We start from the raw sequence: 19,729 nt of genomic DNA on the forward strand, positions 1-19,729 counted from the left end.
AATCTGAATTTCAAAACCGACGAGCTTATTTTTTAGCTTTTGCGGCTTCTTTCTCTTTGTATTCTTTGTTAAGGCCTTCAACCATCTTTTTGGTCACATCCAGGTTGGCGTCGGCAAAAAGGATTCCACCACCTTTGCTGTAGCCAAGCACAAATTCGTAGCCGTTTTCTTTGTTATAATTCTTAATGTATTCGAAGATATTACCGTAAAATTCTTCGGTTTTTTTGATACGCTCTTCATCGAGTTTACGCAATTGTTCGTCACGATATTTGGTAATATCCTGTTCTTCTTTGGCCAATTGAGACTGGGCCGCCTGCGCCTGATCTTGTGACAACGCTCCTTGCTGAGCACGCTGCTGGAAGAAGGCTACTTTGTTTTGGAACGAACGCCCTTTGTTAGCTAAATCGTTTTCTAACTGAAAACCTTTGCTTTCAAACTCTTTTTGAAAGTCTTTGTAATATTCATAGTTTTTGAGGAGGCTATCGGCCTGTACGTATACAATTTTTTTGCCTTTCGATGCTTCCGAAATGCTTCCGCCTGCACTGTCAGATGAATGGTGTGAGAAGTGCTGATATCCTAAAAAAGCCACCGCCACAGTCAAAACCGCATTCCAAATAAGTAGTCCGTTTTTCACAATAAAAAGGTTTTAAATTTTGATAAAAGTTAATTATTAATGGTAAAGAGCCAATTATTATACGTAAAGAATTGATAACCAAATTCATACTGATAGATTATCGGATAACGATTGACGTTAACGATTGTGCAAGCAAAGTTAGAAATAATACTGTACCTTTAAAAAAAAAGTCGTTTACTTGTCTGGTTAACCAAACAAGTAAGCGACTTCCTTTCAATACATATCAGCTGCGTTTTTTTACTGTTTCCACCGAAGAGCATTGATATTTTGACCAATCTTCCGCCCTTCTTTTAGGCCCGTATCATTGTCCTGAAAAGTATGGATTCCGCCCAAAAATCTCGAATAAGCCGATTCTTCGGCCGCTGCCCAAAGTGATTGAAACGAGCGAGACTTAAAATCTACGTTGCGCTTAACATCACGCACCCGATTGACATGGGAATCGTCAACAAAGGCGAAATCTGCACCAAAGACCGCCTCCAGCGCTACGGCCGAAGCCGAAGACTGCGTGGAATGCCCCGAAGAATACCCAGGGAAAGGAGGCGCGGGCCAAAAAGGAATCCATTTGGGATCAATTGCTCGCCGTACAAAAGTATAAGGGCGCTCATTGTTAAAATAAAATTTACATTTCCAGCACAGCGTAAAGGCATCAGCAACGGCTATTCCCGTTCGTGCCAAAGCCTCAGCGGCTTTATCTAGTTTGGCATTACTGTTTTTTATAGCTATCCGGGCAATGTTGTAGGAATGACCAGGAGGTGTAAAGGTCTCACTCGGATCATCGGCCCACCACACTGCTATTTCTTTTTCAAGCTGTGTTAAGGCAATGTTCTTCTTGTAAACGTCGTAGTATTGTTGAAAATAGGGGGAATTAACCTGAGTTGATACCGTCAAAGGCAGCGGCATAGGCATCGAAGAATTTACCGCCAAAAAGGTGCGATTTTTGCCCCAATAGGGTTGCATCGGAATCGTTCTGCCGTTTTCAGTAGGCTGCCAAGAGCCAGGAGCAGTCAGAGCTTTATAATCGGCGGGAAAGTTTCGAGTAAACCCTTCATGACCGCCGTCTGTTTTAGACCATTCAAAAATCGCTTTGGCCACTTCATTACCAAAAGCCTCGGAGCGCTCAATGACTTCTTGGTTACTTTCTGCCAAAAAACCTGTTCTTAAAGTTGCTGCCAAGGAATCTGCCATCTTTTTTGCCACTTCTGGAGCATTAGGCCAAAGGTTTCTGGCCATAAAAAGCTGCGCTGCATTGGCACTTGCCGCCCAGTGATATTCTTTTCCCGTCTCTGGTAGCGGAAGTGATTTTAAACCATTTAACTGTCCCGCAAGGGAACGATTAGACTTGATACCAGGTACTACCGATTCATACAACGCTAAGCCAGCATATCCCAACGCCCGAGAAGCAACGGGAGGTGTAAAACCAGGGCTTTGCCGAATCAATTTCAGGCTCATTTCTGACCATTTGAGGGCTACATCCGCGCTATAGGTCTGCGTTTCTTTTGAATTATCGGCAGGATTTGTAGGGTCATTCGGTGTTCTACAACTGTATATTGTAAAAGCCAGCAATACCACAACAACGGCATGATAACCTCCCCGATACAACAGTTTGAATAAAGTTTTTTTCATACTAACTGATCTAAATTAGCTTCCCTAGAAAAAAGAGACAGTAGAAAATACTTCAAAAATAGTGCCAATTTTAAGACGGCATTTGACTACCCCATCTGGAAGAATTTTTAATAAAAAGGGAAGTTTTAGCGAATCATAGGAAACTCTCCCGAAGCATGACGTTGCCCCATCGCTACGTAATGAGCTGCACTTTCCAACAAACGAGCCGCCATCGACTCGGGAAGCTGTTTAACCACTTTACCGGGAGTTCCGAGGACCATCGAAAAATCGGGCACTTCCATCCCTTCCGTAACCAATGCATGAGCGCCAATAATGCAGAATTTCCCAATTTTGGCTTTGTTAAGAATCGTTGCCCTCATGCCAATGAGCGAGCCGTCGCCGACCGTAGCACCGTGTACAATGGCGCCATGCCCGACCGTAACATCATCACCGATGATGGTGGGCGCCCCCTCATCAGCATGCAGTACCGCGGTATCCTGAATATTGGTGCGCTGGCCGACGATGATTTTTTCAACATCGGCCCGAATCACTGCTCCGTACCACACGGAAGCCTGCTCGCCAAGCGACACCTGCCCCATGACCGAAGCAGAGGAAGCAATAAAAACGGCTTTGTGGCTGTCCATAAAACGATGAACGTTTACTGATTAACTTTGAATCGCTTCTTTGATGTCATCGATGATTTTTTGGGCTAGATGATCCGCCGTAGAAGCAGTTTCTGATTCTGAATAAATCCGAATGATAGGCTCTGTATTCGATTTACGCAAGTGAACCCATTCTTTATTGAATTCAATCTTCACCCCATCAATGGTATTGACGGGATTTTTGGCATATTTTTTGCTGATTTTTTCCAGTACACCGTCTACATCAATGTCAGCGGTCAATTCAATTTTATTTTTGGAAATGTGGTAACTAGGATAGGTACGGCGTAAAATAGACGCTGACTTGCCGAATTTGGCCAGATGGCTCAAAAACAAAGCAATGCCCACGAGTGAGTCACGACCGTAGTGCAAATCAGGATAAATAACGCCTCCGTTGCCTTCGCCGCCAATAACTGCGTCGTTGGCTTTCATCATTTCGACCACGTTTACCTCTCCCACCGCCGAGGCAAAATACGCCCCTCCTGCTTTCAGTGTTATGTCACGCAGTGCACCAGTAGAAGAAAGATTGGAAACCGTATTTCCCACTTTATTTTTCAACACATAATCGGCAACGGACACCAACGTATATTCTTCGCCAAACGGTTGACCATCTTCACAAATAAGCGCCAGACGGTCTACATCGGGGTCTACCACCACGCCCAAATCAAAATCTCCCCGGGTCATTTCACGACTGATTTCAATTAAATTTTCAGGAAGCGGTTCTGGATTATGGGCAAAGTCGCCTGTGGGCTCACAGTTGATAAGTTTAATATTCCCTTTTTCAATGCCCAACGCTTCCAAAAGCATCGGAACGGCAATCCCACCCGTTGAGTTGACGGCATCAACGGCAATTTTAAAGTTTTTGGCAACGATGGCCGCTTTATCCACCAACGGCAACGCCAAAATCATCTCAATATGTTTCTGAAAGTAGGAGTTATCTACCCGATAAGAACCCAATTTCCGAACTTCCACAAAATCAAAATCTTCGCTTTCGGCCAATGCAAGCACTTCCGCGCCGTCTTGTCCTGAAATAAATTCACCTTTGTCATTCAATAGTTTCAGAGCATTCCACTGAATAGGGTTATGACTCGCCGTGAGGATGATTCCACCAGTGGCGTGTTCAAGGGTTACGGCAATTTCAACCGTTGGAGTGGTTGAAAGCCCCAAATCAATTACTTCAAAGCCTATTCCTTGCAATGTAGAAGCCACTAGTTTGGCCACCATCTCACCCGAAAGCCTCGCATCACGACCAATGACAATTTTTATATTAGCGGGATTTTTGCGTTTGAGCCATGTTCCAAAAGCTGCTGAAAATTTAACAACATCAATTGGCGTAAGGGAATCTCCCGTTTTCCCCCCAATCGTGCCACGAATACCGGATATAGATTTTATTAATGCCACTTGTTTTTTTAGCTTTTTAACAATATGAAAACCGTTTCAAAAGTAGCAAAATTTAGGCACAATCGACTTAATGTTGTAAAATTGCCCTACTTTTACGATGTATGGCTACCGATGAGATTGATATATTGTGCCCGTTCAAATCAGTATATTATTCTATTAGAATGCTATTCACCATTTTTTTTCTCCCCGAAAATCTATTAGTTAGTACTTTATTAACATCTAACTTATAACACAATTATGCGTAAGTGGTTATTCCTCATCATCTTCCTCCTCATTGTAGGCGGCATTCTATATTATATCTCCTTTGGTTCTTTCAGCGAAGGAACAAGGGTAGGCTCGCTGGTCAAGCTCAGCCGTCGCGGGTATGTATTCAAAACCCACGAAGGGCAACTGATGGTAGGGGGAATGTCGGACGGTACTGGAACCTTCAATTCTACTACCTGGGATTTTTCGGTGCATGACAGTAACAAACAGGCCATCGAAGCGCTTGATCTTTCCCAAAGAACGGGGCAGCGGGTATCGCTTCATTACGAAGAGAAATTTTTTCAACTCCCTTGGAACGGTGACACCAAATACTTTGTGGTTTCGGTTGAATTGATCCCGCTTCAAAATTATCAACGTCCTGTTCTGCCAGTCCCTGCTCCTCAAACGACTCCCGCAGATACAAGCAAAGCACTTTAATCGCACTGCCCCTTTGGCAGTGCCCTTTTAAACATGCGTCTTCATTGGTTCAGTATATTCCTATTATTGACGGCTAGTTTGGTGTTGGTTCACTATTTGCCATTTTGGAAAGATGTCGAGTTTGGCGATGAAACTACCTACCTCGGCTCTGGTCTTTCTTTTTCCATTCCGTTTAAGGGCGGCGCCCAATGGGGCCCGCTTTATGCGGCATGGTATGCATTTTGGCATTTTTTTATTCCAAATAGCTTAGATTTATACTATTTTAATTGGGCACTTTTGAGCGTTTTAGCGGGCATTACCGTTTTTCTTTTTGTACGTTCGTTGGGTGTGTCTTTGGCTGCCTCTACGTGGATTGCAGTATTATTTTTATTTTCTGACCAAAATGTACCCCTCAACCCCAAAATTTCCATTGCACCCTTCTGCTTAATTCTGGGCGTATTAGCCCTGATTCATCTGCGGACTTGGTCTAATTCTCGCCGTTTTTTGGTCATCAGTTTGGCGGGGTTATTGTGCGCATACTGCCGCCCTGAGTTTTACATATCCTTTTTATTGGCCCTCATTATCGCCGTTTTTTGGGTATGGAAAGAAAAAGGCATTCTTCAACCCACCCTCATGGGCTGGGCTGGGGTATTCGTTATCCTTGCCATTGGCCTTCATTTGCTCTTTGGGAATCCCCTTTTTACGGGCGACGACAACCGTAGTACAGTAGCGTTTCAGCAGCACTTCGTCGTCAATTATTCGGCATGGATGAATCAGCCTGAGCCAAGTACCATTGAGGCTCAACTGCAACTTTTCCACAAGGTATTGGGCGAAGATGTTCATACCCTAACGGATGCCGTTAAAATGCAACCTAAATGGGCCATTAAGCATATTTCGACGAATATCATCCACACAGTTACCGCCAACCTGACCAATGTGGTCAGTATATTTTACCAAATCTTGTTTCGGGGGTGGTATTCTCCGTGGCGGATGGCCGTAGTTGCTGGTATTGTCTTGGTATTTTTGTTTTTAATAGACTACAAAACGACCGCACGAAATTTCCGTAGAAAACCAGTTGATTGGTGGGGGCTCGTTGCCCTAATTACGTTGCTTATTCCTACATTGATTGCTACGGTACTTATTTACCCGCGCACTCATTACCTGATTTTTCATTTAGTGCTGGTCCTGTGGGTAATTGCTTTTGTACTGAATCGTTTATCTTTTCGTGAAATCAAAGCCATGCAGACTTTCTCAGCGGCTTTTCTAGCACTGTTGGTTTTATCCATTTTTGTAACAATCCGCCTTCCCGAGTATCACCGCAAAGCCCCTACTCCGACCGCCGACAATGTTCGGTTCATTACTCAATTAAACCCCAAAGCACGCCTTCGGGTGTTGGAAAGAGACTGGTACCGGGTTTATTTGAAAAAAGATTCCGACTGGATACACGTAGAAGAATATACGGATGGTGATTTTGCCAAATTTGTCCGGGATAAAAACATTAATTTTATTTTGATGACCCAAGATATGCAAAGTTATTTTGGCAAGGATTCAGGTTTTGTCTCGTTCTTAAACCAATATAAATCAGAGGGTTTTGTTAAATTGCCAACAAATTCAGAAGGCGCTTATTTATTCATCAAACAATCACTTTTATAATGAAGTTTTTCCTGCTACTGATTGCCTTTTTTACCGTTTCTCCACTGTTTGCCCAATCGGAATGGGTAAAAGAAAATTACGCCAAAGTTGAGTATGACATCGCCATGCGCGACGGCACCAAGCTGCACACCATCGTCTACTCACCCAAAGATGCCTCCGCCTCCAAAACCTACCCGTTTTTAATGCAGCGGACCTGCTACAGCGTGGCACCGTATGGTGACGGTAAATATCCAGGGCAATTGGGGCCTAGCAAATTTTTGATGCAGGATAAGTACATTTTTGTCTATCAGGATGTTCGCGGGCGTTATATGAGCGAAGGCACTTGGACAAATATGACCCCTCAGATTGCCAACAAAACCACCAAAGAGCAGGTAGACGAATCTTCTGACACCTATGACACCATCGAATGGCTCCTAAAAAATATCCCCAATCACAACGGACGAGTAGGACAATGGGGCATCAGTTATCCCGGGTTTTATACTGTTGCGGGGGCACTGAGCCAACATCCTGCCCTGAAAGCATCGTCGCCGCAAGCCCCCGTTTCTGATTTCTTTTTCGATGATTTTCACCACAACGGGGCCTTTACCCAAGGCTACTTTTTAACATTTCCAGTATTTGGTATTCAAAACCCCAAACCCACTACCGACAATTGGTGGCTACCCGGACTAATCAATGCCAAAACCAAAGATGGCTATCAATTTAACCTTGACTTAGGGCCACTCAAAAATTTCGATGCGTACTACAAAGACAATTTCTTTTGGCAAGAGCACAAAGACCATCCCAACTACGACGAATTTTGGAAAAAACGTAGCATTATTCCTCACCTTAAAAACGTAAAACACGCGGTGATGACGGTGGGAGGCTGGTTTGATGCCGAAGACCTTTACGGGCCATTGACAGTGTACAAAACCCTCGAACTCAATAATCCTGGCACCTACAACACGCTTGTGATGGGTCCGTTTGGCCACGGCCGCTGGTCGCAAGAAACGGGGCACACGCTACACAGTAATGTTTACTTCGGCGACAGCGTAGCAACTTTTTACCAACGCGAAATTGAGGCTAAATTCTTTCAACACTTTCTAAAAGGAACTGGCGACGGCAAAACGGGGCTGCCCGATGCTTATTTGTTTAACACGGGTAAGAAATCTTGGGAAACATTTGATAAATGGCCCGCCGCCAATGCCGAAAAGAAAATGTTGTATTTTCATGCCAACGGAAAGCTGTCTTTTGATGCACCCAAAACCGCCCGAGCATTCAGCGAGTACGTGAGTGACCCGCTCAAACCCGTGCCTGATATCGAAGACAATACGCAAACCATGGGCTTTACTCCTTTCAACTATATGTCGGAAGACCAACGTTTTGCGGCCCGACGCCCCGACGTTTTGGTGTTCCAGACGGAGCCATTGACGGAAGATATTACCTTAGGCGGAGAAATTATGGCGAAACTGAATTTCAGCACGACGGGCAGCGACGCCGACTTTTTTGTAAAACTGATTGACGTTTATCCAGGAGACGAACCCAATCATGCTTATTTGCCGAACAAAAACATTACCCTGAGCAACTATCACCAGATGGTTCGCAGCGAAATCATGCGGGCTCGTTTTCGTAATTCGTTTGAAAAACCAGCGCCGCTCATCCCAAATAAAATCACCCCGCTGAATTTTCGTTTGCAGGATGTACTGCACACGTTCAAAAAAGGGCATCGTATTCAGATTCAGGTACAAAGCACGGTATTCCCACTTTTTGACCGTAATCCCCAAAAATATGTCCCTAATATTTATCTCGCCACCGAGCAAGATTTCATCAAAGCTACCCATCGTGTGTATCACCAACTGGGTGCTTTAAGCGGTGTAGAAATAGAAATCTTAAAGTAAGACAAACATCATTAACCTAAAATTAAGGTAATAATTGGGAGAGAATATGGAATGTTTTTCTAATTATTAAGACAAAAAATATACCATTTCATTACAAAAAAGTGTTCACTAAGTCGATGACAGTGAGCACTTTTTTGTTTATCTATTTGCAAAAAAGGATAATTTACGCCAATTTTATATATTGTTTAGGCAGTGCAATCACCTTCGACCTTACAAGGCCGTTTGTACACCGTCAATACTCACTAATTACCCTACTTCAGATTGAAATTATTATCTTTTTTTTCGAATGGCGGCTTCGCAATTCGAATGGCGGTTTTGTATATATGCACTTATTGTGCTGTATATAACAGCGCATTTTCGCAATCCAACGCCATTACGGTCAAAACTATTATTTGCCCTAACCTGTGCAAAGGTGAATCCGCCTATCTGCTTGTATTTGAAGCTACTCCGGGTAAGGTTTCAACCAACCACGGGACGATTCGGAATGATACAATTATGGGGATTTTGCCCGAAAATGACTTTAAAGTGACCCTTACTTTTACCTCTATTGATTCTTTGGTTTCTACCCAGACCGTTCCTTTACCCGTTTGCGACCCCATCCTTCCCCTTCCTCCGCTTGTAAACAGTCAAAGTCTGTGCGCTGGCACTTCCATTACCCCTTTCACGGCTTTTACCGCCGACGGAGCTACGGTTGATTGGTACGACACGCCCACTGGCGGCCTTCCGTTAAAGTCAGAAACATTGCAATTTACCCCTCCAAGAGCTGGCACTTTCTACGCACGTTCGCGATTTACCTCCACTGGTTGTACCAGTATTGCGTTTACGTCCGTCAGCTTAGAAATAAAAAAGGCAATGTGCCCCACCATAAGCATTAGAAAGGTAAGGAAGTAAGGCTTTTGTTGACATCCAACAACTTAAAGCCAAATGAAAGCCCTCCTTTGCAAACAATACGGCCCGCCCGAATCCCTCGTCGTAGAAGAATTGCCTGCGCTGCAACCTCAAAAAAATCAAGTCGTAATCTCCGTCAAAGCTTGCGGAGTTAACTTCCCAGATACGCTTATTATTCAGGGAAAGTACCAGTTCAAGCCGCCTTTTCCTTTTTCGCCGGGTGGAGAAGCGGCTGGCGTGGTAAAAGAAGTCGGGGAAGAGGTAAAACACCTTAAGGTCGGAGATAACGTGTTTGCCATGCCAGGATGGGGTGGTTTTGCTGAAGAATTGGTCGTAGAAGCCAACCGTGCTTTTAAAATGCCACCCGCGATGGATTACAACGTTGCGGCCTCACTCATGTATACTTACGGCACCTCCTACCACGCCCTCAAAGACCGCGCGCAGTTGAAGGCTGGAGAAACCCTGTTGGTACTCGGAGCGGCTGGAGGAGTGGGTTTAGCCGCGGTCAATTTAGGAAAAATCATGGGCGCAAAAGTAATTGCCGCGGCTTCAAGCGACGAAAAACTGGCATTATGTAAAGAATACGGAGCCGACGGGCTCATTAATTATTCAAAAGAGGACCTGCGCGAAAGCCTAAAAATACTTACGGGCGGCGGAGTCGATGTGGTCTATGATCCCGTAGGCGGCTCTTATGCCGAGCCCGCTTTGCGCGCCCTACACTGGAAAGGTCGCTATCTGGTCGTGGGTTTTGCGGCCGGGCAAATCCCTGCACTTCCATTCAATTTAGCATTATTAAAAGGAAGCTCAATTGTGGGCGTATTTTGGGGGGCGTTTGCGGAGAGAGAACCCAAAGCCAACTTCCAAAACATCACAGAGTTGTTTGAATTTTATCAAAAAGGAACCCTAAAACCCTATATTCAAAAAACGTATTCATTGGCTGAAGCGCCGCAGGCCCTCAATGACATGCTTGAGCGGCGCGTAATGGGAAAGTTGGTAGTGACACCCTGACAAAACAAAAATGGGGCTCACGCCCCATTTTTGTTACTGTTTGTTCATCTGATTATTTTTTATCCCACCATACACGAGTGTATTGATCATCGGCACCTTGGCTGGTAACGATTGCATCATAGTTGGTCTTATTCAACGTGGGTGCCGTGGTCGGATAAGCCATACGACGAGGAATTTCGGTGCCCCCGTTCAATGGTTTCTCAGCAGGTTTCAACACTGGGAACCCTGTTCTACGCCATTCTGCCCATGCTTCGCTATTTTGGTAAAACAGAGCAATCCAACGTTGGGTTGCAATTTGCTCAATAGCTTTTGCACTTGTAAATGCCACATCGGGTTGTGCTATGTACTTATCAAAACCGTCCGCTGTATATACGCCCCACTGCTCCATAGAAGCTTTGATGGCCGCTTCATACAACGTCTTGGCATTGCCAGAAATCCAGCCCAACTGGGCAGCTTCCGCCTGCGCAAAAAGCACCTGCGAATAAGTCAACACATTGACCGATGAGTTTTGTTGACGCATGGCCGTTGCCGCCAGAGATACGTCCTGCGCTTTCCAAGTAGGCGGAAAAACGCCGTAAGGCACGCCACGGTACGCTCCGTTGATGTTTTTATCGGCAATCGCTGGCAAGCGAGGGTCATTCACTTTGTTTAAATAATCAACAAACGTACTTGCCACTGCAAAGTCTTTGCGGTTGGTCGTAATGTAGTTGTTGTACAAAGGATGCTCATTGTTGGCTTCTGATAAATATCCGTACTTTACGTTATCGGCATTGGAAGCAAGCAATCCATCAGCTACCGCCGCCGCAAACTCTGTTTTACCTTTAGCAGGGTCTACTTTAGATAGACGCAGAGCTGCTATGGCGCGAAGCGAGTTGGCGAATTTTTTCCAACGGGCAATATTTCCACCCAGCAAAATATCCCCTTGTACGGTTTTTCCACCGTCAAATTGCGCGGCGGCTTCCTTCCATTCTTTAAACAAATCAGTATAAATATCCTGTTGTTTATCAAATTTTGGGTTAAAATCTCCCGATGCCTTTAAAGCTTCCGAATAAGCGATGTCTCCCCAACGATCAGTCAGAAATTGGAAGAAATACGCTTTCAAAATACGGGCTGTCGCAATTTGGTTGGCGTTTGAACCCGTAGCGGCCGCATTACTTTTGGTAGCTGCATCGGTATTCTGCTGAATAATAAACTGTAGGTTCATCAAAGGTCCAGCATAGAATCCGTTATAATCGAAATTAACCGTTTTGTAACGCGATTCCTCAATGTAGGTTACATCACCGAAATGCTGTACGTAGAGGCCAGGCTGAATTCCAGTCACGGCTGCACCTACGTTACGTAGTGCGCCGGTCAGGATACTCGCCGTATTGGGATTCGATGGGCTGTTTGGGCTGATGTTCATCGTCCCAAAATTATCGCCGCATGAGGTAGCTGCCGACAATAAGGCCGCTACGATGAAGGTATTTAAAATATATTTTTTCATGATTCAAATGCGTTTAATGCTTACAAACTCAATCTCAGGTTTAAACCAAACGAACGTACTGGAGGCAACTGACCACCTTCTGTCCAAAAAGTTTCAGATTCTGAAATATCCAGACCACCACCTACTGCGCTGTAAATCAACAACGGGTTACGAACGATGAATGAAATATTGGCAGATTTTACTTTCACCCGCGACAACAGCGACTTTGGTAAGTTATACCCCAAAGCAACCTCACGGAGTTTGATGTAAGTTTGGTCGTAGGTCCACTGGTCATTGAGCGCAAAGAATTTGTCTTCGTACAATTCTTGGGTTTCTACGCGGGTGGTGTTTGGCTTGCCATCTTCGGTTACGGCATCCAACAATACGCCACCTCCAGCAGAAACTGGGTCACGCTTTGGATTGCCTAACTCGTTCAAACCAGCAGTCTCAGCGGCCAAACCTGCGTACGCATTAAACATCCGGGTGGTAGAGAAAAATCTTCCGCCGACGATAAAGTCAGTATTGACGCGCAACGACAAGTTGCGGTATGTAAAGCTGTTCAAGAAACCACCTTTAAAAGTTGGCAATACCGAACCGAGTGATTTTTGGTCATCTACAATGTAAAAACCATTGGCATCTACCACTCTTTTGCCATCCAATGTGCGGATTTTTTTACCGACCAACAATCCCCAATCTTCACCTTCACGGGCGTTGACGGTGAGAGTACGCCATGTTGGGCCACCCAATTGATAGTTGGTTAGGCCATCCGCCAATTTGATTACTTTCGAACGGTTGCGGTCTAAGTTAATATCAAAATCCCAGTTGAAACCACGGTCTGACTTAACAGGATTGGCAAAAATGTGTAATTCTAATCCTTTGGTTTGAATCAAGCCTGCGTTAATGATAGCGTTGCGATAGCCACTGGTAGGATCTACAGGAAGCGGAATAATCTGGTTCTTATTGTCGTTTTGGTACCAAGTAAACTCTACTCCGAAGCGGTTGTTCATAAATTTCATGTCAAGACCCGCTTCATACGAAGACGACAAACCTGGCTTCAAATCAGCATTGGGTAACAAAGTCGGCAAATACTGAGTGGCATTTGAACCGAAGGCATTTCCAGTAGTGTAGGTTTGGAAAATCTGGTACGGGCCTACATCGGTACCTACCTGTGCATATCCTGCGCGAACTTTCGCATAAGACAATATCGAATTTCTTGGTAACAACTCCGTCAAAATCACCCCACCCGAAAGGGAAGGATACAAGTAAGAATTGTTGGCAACTGGCAACGTAGAAGACCAGTCATTGCGGAGAGATGCTTCCAGAAAAACAATGTCTTTGTAACCCAAGCTCACGTTTCCATAGAGACTGTTTACCCGGCGCTCAAAACGGTTGTTGCTGATTCCAGGACGGTCTTTTGAAGCCGCGATATTGTAAAATCCAGGGCTGGTCAATCCTCCTGAAGTAGCCTGTGCAAATGTTTCAACTAAGTTATAACGAATGTTTCCACCCGCGTTGGCAATCACGGAAAGACTGCCAAACTCCTTATCAAAGCTCAACAATCCTTCATAGTTGTTTTCCCGCGAATTTTCTACATAGTTCGCAAAAGCGCCTAAACCACCTGCATTCAGTGTTCCGTAGGCAACACGACCTTCCTGGTTGTATTGACGTTGGTCACGGCGAGCCGTTACAGAGCCTTTCAAATGTTTTGAGAATTGATACGTCAGGCCAAAATCACCGAACAAACGCGTATCCAAACGGCTGTTTGTGCTTTCATACATCTGTGTGTAGGGGCTGTCCCAATATTTTGGTTTAGGATCAAGCGGGCCTCCAATGTTCCAGCTACGAAAAGTGCCGTCAGGATTTTTGTAATTTTTCAGATCTTCGATTCTAAGCTGACGCTGAAACCATTGGTTAAACGACCCTATCGTCTGGTTAAATCCACCTAGAACCCCACCCGAAGAACCGTAGTTATCGGCAGGCACATTGGTACCACGGGTTGAAGTATAATTGATGTTAAGGTTTGCTGTCAAATTTTTTAGCAGCGTAATAGTATTTTTAGCGCTAAGAAAATCCTTGCTTTGCTTAGAATTAGGAATGATACCATTGGTGCTGATATGCGTATAAGACACCCGCGACTGGAAGTTCTCTCCTCCTTTTGAAAAGGCAATGTTGGTGTTGTTGCTGATTGGCTTATTAAAAAAGTCACGCACGTTATTAGGTTGAGCTGAATACGGAGTTAACTGTCCAAACTCAGGCCCTTGCTGCCATGAGAACGCCGAACGGTGGGGCGAACCATCAATTTTGGGGCCCCAGCTTTCATCGGCTGAATAGTCCAGGATTTTTTGGCCGTCAAAAGATTTCCAATCGGCGGGGTGAATGGCAGGGTTGAAGGAAAATGTCTCCCATTCTTGTGAATACCCCCCTCCATATTCGTTTTGGTATTTTGGCAACATACCAATCATGTCCAAAGTGGTACTATGATTGATGTCTAGCTTTGCCTCGCCTGATTTTGCTTTTTTGGTAGTAATAACCACCACACCACCCGAAGCACGGTTTCCGTAAAGTGCGGTAGCAGAGGGTCCTTTCAGTACCGACAATGATTCTACATCATCCATGTTTACCTGACTGATGTCAGTGGGAGTACCATCTACTACGTAAAGTGGATCTCCACCAGTCAGTGAGTTTACGCCACGAATACGAATATTGGGCGTACCGAATTTGGCGGCCGATTGCCCTAATACCTGTACCCCAGCGATTTTACCCGCCAATGCGTTGGCAACGTTGGGGTCACGGGCAGCGGTGATTTTGTCACCTTTGATTTCCTGCACTGAGTAGTTCAACGCTTTCTTGTCGCGGGAGATACCGAGCGCCGTTACGACTACTTCCTGAAGCTGCGTAGCATCTGGCATTAATCGAATGTCAATCACATTTTGTGTACCTACGGTTACTTCTTGATTGGTAAAACCAATGAAGCTAAATACGAGCTGAGAACCTGTGGGAACGGCAATTTTGTAGCTTCCCTCTGAATCCGTGGTGGCGCCGCGTGTAGTTCCGCGAACTGTGATACTTACTCCTGGGAGGATGGAGCCGTCGTCGGCAATTACTTTGCCCGTAATAGTGCGGTCTTGAGCAAACAGTGATATACTGCAAAGCAGCATTATCACCGCCGCTGGCAGTGTAAACCTTCTTTTCATACTTGTGATTTTTAGTTTAGATTAAGAATATCTATCTCAAAGATATGCCAATAACCACAAATTTTTTATAACGCGGAAAAATAAAACAAAAAAAATGCGACAAAGTATAGCTTTCTGAATACAAAAGGCCACTCCAAAGAGCGGCCTTTTGTTAAAAATACACGTCAAGCTGAACGCCTATGGATTTGCATTGTCCCAGTTGACTTCCGCTACTGGACGTTCGAGCCTTTCAAGCACTTTCATCCCTGCTACTGGCAAATATATCTCGCCCAACTTCTCATAACGGCGCATATCTATCCACCGGTGACCTTCGTAAAACAGCGAATAAAGACGTTCTTTCAAAATGGTATTGATAAGCGCATCTTTGGTGGTAAGTCCTTTATAATCGCTTAAACCGGCCGCTTTTCGAACAATATTGATTAACCGTGTTGCTTCAGCAGCATTTCCCTGCTGCGCTGCAATCTCAGCTGCAATGAGTACCAATTCTTCATTGCGAATAATAGACACGGGGTCGTTGGCACCAGTGTATACGCTCGTCAGATACTTTGAACTGTAGGTCACTCCCGACGTATAAGAGAGGGGGGCTGCTTGTTCTTTTACTTTGGCCGCTACTCGAACATCTCCCGCTTCGGCGTCTTCAATCAGTTTCTGAACCGCTACAATTCGAACCGTTGAGGTATTCAATAACGGATTCTGCACATCTGGTGGGGTGGCATTGAAATTGTGTTTGGGGCCCGCATTCAAATCTCCCGTGGCATCATAAAAAGTTTGCGGCAACAATGTGGCGGCTTTGGTAAAGTCTTTTTGATACAGCGCCACCCGCAAAGCAATGGCCCGGTTAAACCTCTTGAAAGCAGCAGGCGTTGTAAAACCCGCGTATCCCGAAGGTAAAGCAAATGGAAAAGCCGCACCTGCACCGTCCAGCTGAGTCGCTCCTTCATCGAGCACTTTGGCGATTCCCGCCAATGACTCGGTATAACTCACTGCTTTACTGGGCTTAAAAGGGTCTTCAATGTTTAAACGAATACCGTTGGTATACTGCACATTAAGTTGATACAACATCGCCAATCCTTTAAACGTGTTTGCCAACCCACGGTAGCCATTTTTTTGCTGATCAGACACCGATGTGGTGATGTTGAGAGAAGCAAGCGTAATGTTGGCATGACGGATTGGTAATCCGAAGTTGGTGGTGGCACCGTTGTAAAAAGCCGAGTTGTCAATCGGCCGCAGGCCATTCAACTCGGTCATCCACCGCGACTCGGTCGAGTTAAAGTTAAATATCTCTTTACCGAGCGTACCCACCACTTGTAGGTACGTAGCCAATCCATCGCGCGCTGTGGCTATTTGGCCGATGGCCAAGGCGTCCAATTGCGCTTTGGTGGCGTTATTTTGTACTGAACCTACACTGGGGAAGTTAGGGTCATCGACAACATCCGTCTTGAGAACATTGCAGGAGTTGAGGCTCATGGCCGTCAATCCAGCGATTATAAAGGAATATCTTAAATTTTTCATTTTCATTTTGAGGTTATGTGTTAAGAACAAAAAGCAAACAAAGCCCATGAACTGACTCGCCTGTACTGCTGCTCGTTAACTCGTTACTAAAAATCAACCGACAAATGGAACATCATACGACGAACGAGCGGCGAACTTCCGATATCTACCCCGCTGCCCAGCGCTGCCGAACCAAAGTTGGAGTTTTCAGGATCATAACCTGCTTTATAATCCGTCCAACGCAGCACATTATTGCCAGACACTCCTACGCGAACCCCTTCAACGACATTACCAAAGGCACTTTTCAAAACAGATTTCGGCACCCGATAATAAAGAGCCGCTTCACGCAACTTAAGGAAGCTTACCACGCTTGGGTTGTAACCAGGCTTAGGAACCCCATTTTCATCAACGCCATTTACGTTTTGGCGGTAAATCCCGTTGGGCGTTTTGCCATCGCTTCCTACTTCATCGGTTCCGTTCCAATCAGAGGTGTTACCGCCTTCATCCCACAGTACGCGGGCAAGTGAGACCACCGTAAATTTATGGCGATAATTCAGCAACGCCGAAAACTCGAAATTTTTCAGGAATGAAATACGCTGATTCAGCGAGAATTCAAATTTAGGCTGCTGATCTCCGTAAACAGTCCACGAGGTCGCATAGTTGGGGTCGGTTACGGGAAGCGTCCGAGGCTGGCCTACAATTTGTGTGGGTGAGAACCCCTGCTTGATACGCCACTGACCGAAGGTAGCTCCAAATCCGCCCGTTAGGCGCTCAGGAATATCCAAACGAGTGATTTCAGAACGATTAAACCAAAAAATAGGCTGCACAAACCAAGTGATGCTTTTGTTTTTTACAACGTCGGTTCCGAGCGTGATTTCCACCCCACGGTTGGTCATGTCAGCGGCATTTACTACCGTTGAGCTCACCCCCGTAGTAGGTGCCGTTACCAATGGCTGAATCAGGTCAAATACTTTTTTATTATAAAGCGTAATTTCTCCCGTCACGCGGTTGTTGAATAAACCAAAGTCTACACCATATTCCAATTCGGTAGCTCGTTCAGGTTGAATATTCACATTTCCTAAGGTAGTAGAAGGAGTCAAGCCACCCAAACCACCGGTTCCGACCACGTTCAACTGAGAAAACGGAACCCCCCAGTTGGGCAATCCAGCCGTTTGTCCGTAAGCAATACGCGGTTTCAACTGTGAGACTGTATTGCCGCCCCACTCCCCGAATTTGGTCAAATTGATGGCCAAAGAAGCGCGCGGGAAAGCAAAAAATTTGTCAAACGAGTTTCCGTTAAGGTTTGATTTATCGAAACGTACACCCACTGATGCTATGATTTTGTCGTCATAATTGGCTTCCTGCTGGGCAAAAATACCCACGTCGGTGTTTGAACGATATTCAACATCAGAACCGATGACCTTGGCCCGACCTGGATTATAAACACCAGCTGGCAAACCGCGCCCGCGTGTGTAGCTTAGACGCGTACGGTTGTTGAGCCGTACCAAGCCCGCCGAAGACGTCAGGTTCAGTTTGCTGTCCATCACCGTTTTGGTAAATACTCCTGAAACCTGCCAGTTAGTATTGATTACCTCCCCGCGCGTATCCTGCGAAAAGCCCGGGTTGGCTTCTTTTAACTGAGACTGTAAATCGGAAGGCAGCCAAATCAATGAGAATTGGTTCTGATAATCAAGGCCCCCGTTCAGTTTCAGCGTCAAGGAGGTTTTTTCATTATTAATCAATCGAAAATTAGCATTAAACCCTTGGAATACGCGGCTTACCTTTTGATTGTTCACCGCACGGTCGCGAATGGCCAATAAGTTTTCACCTACGTTGGGGTCGTTGGGGTAATTGCCCAGTGCATCTGGCAATAAATTGATATAGGGTCTGGTGTAGGGCAACGCATAGCCATAATTGGTGTTTGAGTTGTCATTTCCTGTCCAACCACGGTCATTATCTGACTGAACAAAGTTTGAACTTACCCCAAAATCAATCCAATTATTGAGTTTGTGGTCAATGTTAGCCCGTATCGAATAGCGTTTAAAATCGGTGTTTTTAATAATTCCCGTTTCGTCAGCAATGCTTCCGTTGACATAAAACTTGGTTTTTTCAGTCCCGCCAGTTACGCTCAGTCGTGTATTTTTAATCACGCCCGTTTCTCCAAAAAGTACACGCTCCCAGTCATTATAAGTACCGTTTTGTTTGGCCGCCTTTAACAACGGAATATCATCTGCTGAGAAATAATCGGTCAGTTTCTGCTCAGTCCAATCGGCCCCGCCGTAGTACGCTACCGCCTTCGACATCCCCAAATCCTGCCCAAAAGACACTTTAGTTTGGCCGCCTTTTCCGCGCTTTGTGGTAATAATCACTACTCCTGCGTTGGCGCGTGTACCGTAAATAGCCGCGGCCGAAGACCCTTTCAAGACCTCCATGCTTTCAATGTCATCAGGATTTAAATCAGCTAAGCGGTTGGCGTTATTATCTTGGCTCGACGCGGCACTGCCTCCCGTTGCCTTGTTGGCTTGCGAGCGTCCGTTTGAGTATTGGCCGTTGTCAATGTACACGCCATCTACAATAAACAGCGGCTGTGAGGCTGAACTCCCCAAGGTAGAAACACCCCTAAACTGAACGTTAAAACCGCCCCCTGGCATTGAGCCATTGGCCTGAATATTGGCCCCAGCAAGTTTTCCTTGTAATGCCCCGTCGGCCGTTACGGGCGACGTAGTTCCCGTTAAATCTTTGGCCGAAAGTGTTGAAACTGCATTGGCCAAATTGGAGCGTTTTACGTTGGTAGCCAAACCAGATACCACCACTTCTTCCAATTGGCGTGAATCTTCCATTAAGACAACATCCAACGTCGAACGACTCCCTGGGGTTTCTTCTTTACTTGAAAAACCCACGTAACTAAAAATGACTTTGGCATTGGCCGGAACATCAATTTTGTAAGTCCCATCAGCGGCACTTGTGGCACCTCTATTGGTCCCCTTTACCAGTACCGACACCCCAGGCAATGGATTGCCCGCCCCGTCGGTTACTTTACCCGTCAGGGATTGTCCCTGCGCCCACACAGAAATGCACGACATCAGCATTGCCAACGCCAGTGCAAGCGTAAATTGTTTTCTCATACGATTTAGTTGAAATTAAGGTAAAATAGTTGTCTTTTATGAAGGCAATTGCAAATAATAATAATCTAAATATACTCT

Annotated in this window: 13 protein-coding genes; 5 read left to right on the forward strand and 8 right to left on the reverse strand. The window is 45.3% G+C overall.

Features of this window, described 5'->3' with window-relative positions; all coding sequences use genetic code 11:
• Window positions 1–25: 25 nt before the first annotated feature.
• The 4 genes from DR864_RS14565 to glmM all read right to left on the reverse strand — a co-directional run bounded on the left by DR864_RS14565 (window position 26) and on the right by glmM (window position 4,296).
• Window positions 26–634 carry an OmpH/Skp family outer membrane protein gene (locus DR864_RS14565; protein ID WP_114067667.1) on the reverse strand — a complete coding sequence of 203 codons (609 nt, stop codon included), beginning with the start codon at window positions 632–634 and terminating at the stop codon, window positions 26–28.
• A 237-nt stretch (window positions 635–871) separates the two neighbouring features.
• Complete coding sequence (locus DR864_RS14570) at window positions 872–2,257, reverse strand: vanadium-dependent haloperoxidase (RefSeq protein ID WP_114067668.1); 1,386 nt, start codon at window positions 2,255–2,257, stop codon at window positions 872–874.
• A gap of 125 nt (window positions 2,258–2,382) precedes the next feature.
• Window positions 2,383–2,880 carry a gamma carbonic anhydrase family protein gene (locus DR864_RS14575; protein ID WP_114067669.1) on the reverse strand — a complete coding sequence of 166 codons (498 nt, stop codon included), beginning with the start codon at window positions 2,878–2,880 and terminating at the stop codon, window positions 2,383–2,385.
• A gap of 21 nt (window positions 2,881–2,901) precedes the next feature.
• Window positions 2,902–4,296: a phosphoglucosamine mutase gene (gene glmM / locus DR864_RS14580; RefSeq protein WP_114067670.1), complete on the reverse strand. Its 1,395-nt coding sequence runs from the start codon at window positions 4,294–4,296 to the stop codon at window positions 2,902–2,904.
• A 237-nt stretch (window positions 4,297–4,533) separates the two neighbouring features.
• On the opposite strand from glmM, the gene DR864_RS14585 reads away from it, so the two are divergent.
• From DR864_RS14585 to DR864_RS14605, 5 genes are all read left to right on the forward strand, one after another.
• Window positions 4,534–4,977, forward strand: coding sequence for a DUF8785 domain-containing protein (locus DR864_RS14585; protein WP_114067671.1), 444 nt, complete (start codon window positions 4,534–4,536; stop codon window positions 4,975–4,977).
• Between the two features lie 33 nt (window positions 4,978–5,010).
• Window positions 5,011–6,609, forward strand: a complete 1,599-nt coding sequence (locus DR864_RS14590) for a hypothetical protein (RefSeq protein WP_114067672.1) — start codon at window positions 5,011–5,013, stop codon at window positions 6,607–6,609.
• Window positions 6,609–8,483 carry a CocE/NonD family hydrolase gene (locus tag DR864_RS14595; protein ID WP_114067673.1) on the forward strand — a complete coding sequence of 625 codons (1,875 nt, stop codon included), beginning with the start codon at window positions 6,609–6,611 and terminating at the stop codon, window positions 8,481–8,483. Before DR864_RS14590 ends, DR864_RS14595 begins: the two co-directional genes overlap by 1 nt.
• A gap of 261 nt (window positions 8,484–8,744) precedes the next feature.
• The gene (locus DR864_RS14600; RefSeq protein WP_162793840.1) at window positions 8,745–9,374 is read left to right on the forward strand and encodes an immunoglobulin domain-containing protein; all 630 of its coding nucleotides are present in this window, start codon (window positions 8,745–8,747) and stop codon (window positions 9,372–9,374) included.
• Window positions 9,375–9,407: 33 nt separating this feature from the next.
• Window positions 9,408–10,379, forward strand: coding sequence for an NADPH:quinone oxidoreductase family protein (locus tag DR864_RS14605; protein WP_114067675.1), 972 nt, complete (start codon window positions 9,408–9,410; stop codon window positions 10,377–10,379).
• A 52-nt stretch (window positions 10,380–10,431) separates the two neighbouring features.
• On the opposite strand, the gene DR864_RS14610 is transcribed toward DR864_RS14605, so the two are convergent.
• The 4 genes from DR864_RS14610 to DR864_RS14625 form a co-directional block, all read right to left on the reverse strand.
• Window positions 10,432–11,862, reverse strand: a complete 1,431-nt coding sequence (locus DR864_RS14610) for a SusD/RagB family nutrient-binding outer membrane lipoprotein (RefSeq protein ID WP_114067676.1) — start codon at window positions 11,860–11,862, stop codon at window positions 10,432–10,434.
• Between the two features lie 20 nt (window positions 11,863–11,882).
• A complete protein-coding gene (locus tag DR864_RS14615; RefSeq protein ID WP_114067677.1) occupies window positions 11,883–15,035 on the reverse strand; it encodes a SusC/RagA family TonB-linked outer membrane protein in 3,153 nt (1,050 codons plus the stop codon).
• Window positions 15,036–15,212: 177 nt separating this feature from the next.
• Window positions 15,213–16,547, reverse strand: coding sequence for a RagB/SusD family nutrient uptake outer membrane protein (locus DR864_RS14620; RefSeq protein ID WP_114070288.1), 1,335 nt, complete (start codon window positions 16,545–16,547; stop codon window positions 15,213–15,215).
• Between the two features lie 86 nt (window positions 16,548–16,633).
• Window positions 16,634–19,651, reverse strand: coding sequence for a SusC/RagA family TonB-linked outer membrane protein (locus DR864_RS14625; protein ID WP_229599391.1), 3,018 nt, complete (start codon window positions 19,649–19,651; stop codon window positions 16,634–16,636).
• Window positions 19,652–19,729: the final 78 nt, after the last annotated feature.

This window comes from Runella rosea, from assembly GCF_003325355.1.
In the GTDB taxonomy this organism is placed as follows: Bacteria; Bacteroidota; Bacteroidia; order Cytophagales; family Spirosomataceae; genus Runella; species Runella rosea.